Origin of the sequence: Alteromonas sp. AMM-1 (assembly GCF_047290655.1) — a bacterium.
Taxonomy (GTDB): Bacteria; Pseudomonadota; Gammaproteobacteria; order Enterobacterales; family Alteromonadaceae; genus Alteromonas; species Alteromonas mangrovi.
Genome location: NZ_JBLBUE010000244.1, coordinates 1 through 3,711, shown reverse-complemented (window position 1 = coordinate 3,711; position 3,711 = coordinate 1). Strand labels below are relative to the sequence as shown.

2 protein-coding genes and 1 pseudogene are annotated in these 3,711 nt (G+C 48.7%); all 3 read right to left on the bottom strand.

All coding sequences use genetic code 11. From position 1 onward, the window contains the following. On the bottom strand, nucleotides 1–943 hold a 943-nt coding region (gene ligA, locus ACLR2L_RS19470; RefSeq protein ID WP_413370586.1), incomplete at its 3' end, for an NAD-dependent DNA ligase LigA. Nucleotides 944–1,018: 75 nt separating this feature from the next. Then, nucleotides 1,019–2,263 (bottom strand): cell division protein ZipA, encoded by a 1,245-nt coding sequence (gene zipA, locus ACLR2L_RS19465; RefSeq protein WP_413370584.1) that lies wholly within the window; start codon nucleotides 2,261–2,263, stop codon nucleotides 1,019–1,021. A 21-nt stretch (nucleotides 2,264–2,284) separates the two neighbouring features. Next, nucleotides 2,285–3,711, bottom strand: a pseudogene (locus ACLR2L_RS19460) (chromosome segregation protein SMC); the annotation flags it as partial.

Below are 3,711 nucleotides of genomic sequence, written 5' to 3'. Positions count from 1 at the left end.
TCGCCCAGCGCGGCGCCCGGGCTACAAAGCCCAATTGTTCCTGAATCGCAATGGTATCCACTTTAAATACCACCCCATCAATATCATAAGGCAGTGCTTCACGCCGTGCTAAAATTCGCTCATAGTAAGCCAAACAGCCGGTTGCACCTGTCGCGGTATCCACTTCAGGACACAGTGGTAGTCCCCAGTCTGCCAATTGCCGTAAACGAGCAGAATGCGAAACGGGTAACGCAAAAGAATCAGGCGCGACCACGCCAAGTGAATAAGTATAAAACATCAGTGGCCGTTTAGCTGTTATGCGTGAATCGAGCTGACGTAAACTCCCCGCTGCCGCATTACGCGGATTGGCAAACACCTTTAAACCCGCTTCGCGTTGACTGTTGTTTAATTTTTCAAAGCCGGTTTTAGGCATGAACACTTCACCACGCACTTCAAGCCGCTCTGGAAACTGTGTCCCCCTTAATTTGAGTGGCACATTGCTGATGGTGCGTACATTCGCAGTAATGTTCTCACCAACCTGACCATCCCCCCGGGTAGCGGCTCTTACCAGTTGGCCATTTTCATACAAAATAGACACGGCCAGTCCATCTAGTTTGGGCTCACAACTGAAAGGTAGCGCTGCCGTATCCTTTAACCGGTCTTTGATGCGCTTTTCAAATGCATTGAGTTCGTCTTCGCTAAAGGCGTTATCAAGCGACAACATCGGTACTTCATGGGTTACCTGCTCAAAGGATCCCAAGGGCTGCCCGCCTACCTTTTGTGTAGGAGAATCGTCACTAATGAGTTCAGGATGTTGGGCTTCCAGTGCTTTTAACGACTGGAACAAGCGATCGTATTCACTGTCTGGCACGGTGGGATTATCCAGCACATAGTACTGGTAGTTGTATTCGTTAATAGTGTCGCGCAACGCTTCTAATTGCGCGTTAATGGATTGTGTATTCATGAAGCTGTCTCATAAAACACGCTGGCAGCGTGCGAAAGAAGGTTAGACGGGCTGGCGTTACCAGCCCTGGCAAAATTAGTGTCTGGCAATCATCCGTTTGCGTTCAAAATCCCGGATTTTTTCTACATATTGCTGAAGGCCTTGCTTGGTTAATACGCTGCGGCGCCCATCCAGCACCTGAGCATTAAACTCATCAGCAATTTTACGTGCAGCATTGTGCATCATGTTGAACACCTGATGAGGGTCACCCTCAATAGGTAATAACATGAACAACGACACACCGCGCGTAGTGAAATTTTCCAGGTTATCAATGTCAAAGTTACCTGGCTTAAACATATTTGCTAAACTGAACAACACCGGGCCCTTGCCGTTAGAATTAACGTGACGATGAAAAATATCCTGATCACCAAATTTAAAACCCAGCGTAAGTAACATAGGCAATAACGCCGCACCACTGATGGGCGCATCTTCTGGCGCGCGTACGTTGAGAATCAATACTTCCTGGTCGACATTCGCATTACCGGGACTTGCTTTGGCAGAGTGAGATTGCGCTGACTTTTGTGCATCATCAAAATTTATCTGCATTTGCTCATCATCACCAAAATTGGGTTCCTGACGACGGCGAACGGTCGGTTTGGCTTTTTTACGCAGCGTATTTTTTTCAACTGACGCAGATTCCACAGCTATTTCAACTTTATCATCCTGAGCAGCTGTTCTTTGCTGACGTGCGTCCGGACCAAGCGGCGCATCAAGCGAGAAATCGATTGCCGGTTCACTCTTGTCGTCTGATTCAGGTTGTGCTTTTGGCTTCGCAGCGGCCTGCTCGCCTTTCAGTAAAAATGAAGGCGGTGCTGGCATCACATCAATATTGTCTGCTGTAGCTTCCTTGGTGCCAAATTGAGGCTTTGGATTTGACACTACTGACGCGTAAATTTTTTCAACCTTTGGTGCAACAGGTGGCTCCTGAGCTACAACAGTTCGCGTCTTTTCGGGAGACTCAGACTGGTTCCCTGTATCGTCGTCAGCCCCATCAGGTTCGAGCAAAACACTGTCCTCGTCTTCGGAGGCGTGAACCGAGGGTGCTTGAGATGAGGGCTTTTCACCACTCACGACGCGCACAGATCCAATACCGTATTCGTCGAACTTTTCTGAAGAATCGGCGTCGTCGTCAGATTCATCAACCTGCCAGTCCTGAGGCTCAATACGCGGGGGCTTCTTGGCCTTGTTGTTTTTGCGAATATTCCATAAGCCATGTGCCAGTACGCCGATGATAAAAAAACCACCCAGCAGTAGCAGTGACCAACGTAATTCATCTTCCATCGATTTCTATGCCCTGTGAAATTATGCTTCTACCAATGAAACGGCCTCTTCGACGTCCACAGCAACCATACGGGAAACGCCTGGTTCTGCCATGGTTACGCCGGTTAAATGACTGGCCATCTCCATTGCGATCTTATTATGGGTAATATAAATAAATTGTACTGATTTCGACATTTCCGACACCAGCTTACAAAAGCGCCCCACGTTTGCATCATCCAGTGGCGCGTCTACTTCATCGAGCAGGCAAAACGGCGCCGGATTTAATCTGAAAATTGCAAACACCAATGATAAAGCGGTTAACGCTTTTTCTCCACCGCTAAGCAAATGAATTGTACTCTTTTTCTTTCCGTGCGGTCGGGCCATTATGGTTACCCTGGTTTCGAGCAGGTCATCATCGGTTAATGCTAAATAAGCAGAGCCGCCACCGAAAACTTTGGGGAACAATTGCTTCAGATCCTCGTTGACCTGTTCGAACGTATGGCTGAAGCGAGTACGGGTTTCGCGGTCAATTTTCCTGATCGCGTTTTGCAGCGTATCCAATGCATCGGTTAGGTCGGTAAACTGCGTGTCCAGATGGGTTTTGCGCTCGGCCTGAATATCATACTCCTCTACTGCTGCCAGATTTACCGCACCAAGACGACTGATAGCAGCACTGGTTTGTTCCAGCTCCGTTTGAGTGGGTTTCTCCTGCGCTTCTGCAGGTAAAGATTCCAGCACGTTCTTAAGTGTTACATTCAGTTCGTTAAGCTGCTCAAGGATCGCCGCTCCTCTTACTCTCACGCCTTCGGCTTCAATTTTCAGGCTATCGAGTTCCTGCTTTCGCTTGGCAATGGTCGCCATTTGTCCCTGCTGGCCCTGCATGGCTTCTGCCAGCATGGATTCAGCATGCTCCAGGGCATGTTGTTGCTCGCTTTTCTGCTCTTCCAGGTGTTCTTTATCATTCAGATAAGCCTGCAATTGCGCCTTTTGTTCATTCTCGGGACTGGAAAGGGCGATCAGTTCGCGTTCCAATGCGTCTTTTCGTTGATTCGCATCTTGCACCTGGCTTTCAAGCTGTTGCTGTTGGGCAGCGGCACTTTGCAGTTTATTGCGCAGATCCTGTAATTGGAGTGCCTGCTCATGCAAGGCACGGGTATATTGTTCATACTGCGCACGTTGACTGGCCACCATTTGTTGCAATGATTGCCGGGTAGCGTCAAGTTGCTCCTGTGCAGCGGCTTGTTCTGCCAGTTGCTCTTCAAGTGCTTCTAAACTTTCATTCAACATGGCCAGTTCGATAGCTTCCTCTTCAAACTGATCCTTCTGGCGTGCCAGTTCATCATACAAGCGCTGGCGCTTCTGTTGCTGCTGTTGTTGCTGCTCTTTAAGCCACTGAACCTGATGCTCTCGCTGCTGCAACGCATTCTGTTCCGCAGACAAACGGCTCTGGTGTTGTTTTACATTATCCT

Excerpts from the sequence above, each read along its gene's own strand:
- zipA (WP_413370584.1), bottom strand. The coding sequence starts at position 2,263 with ATGGAAGATGAATTACGTTGGTCACTGCTACTGCTGGGTGGTTTTTTT.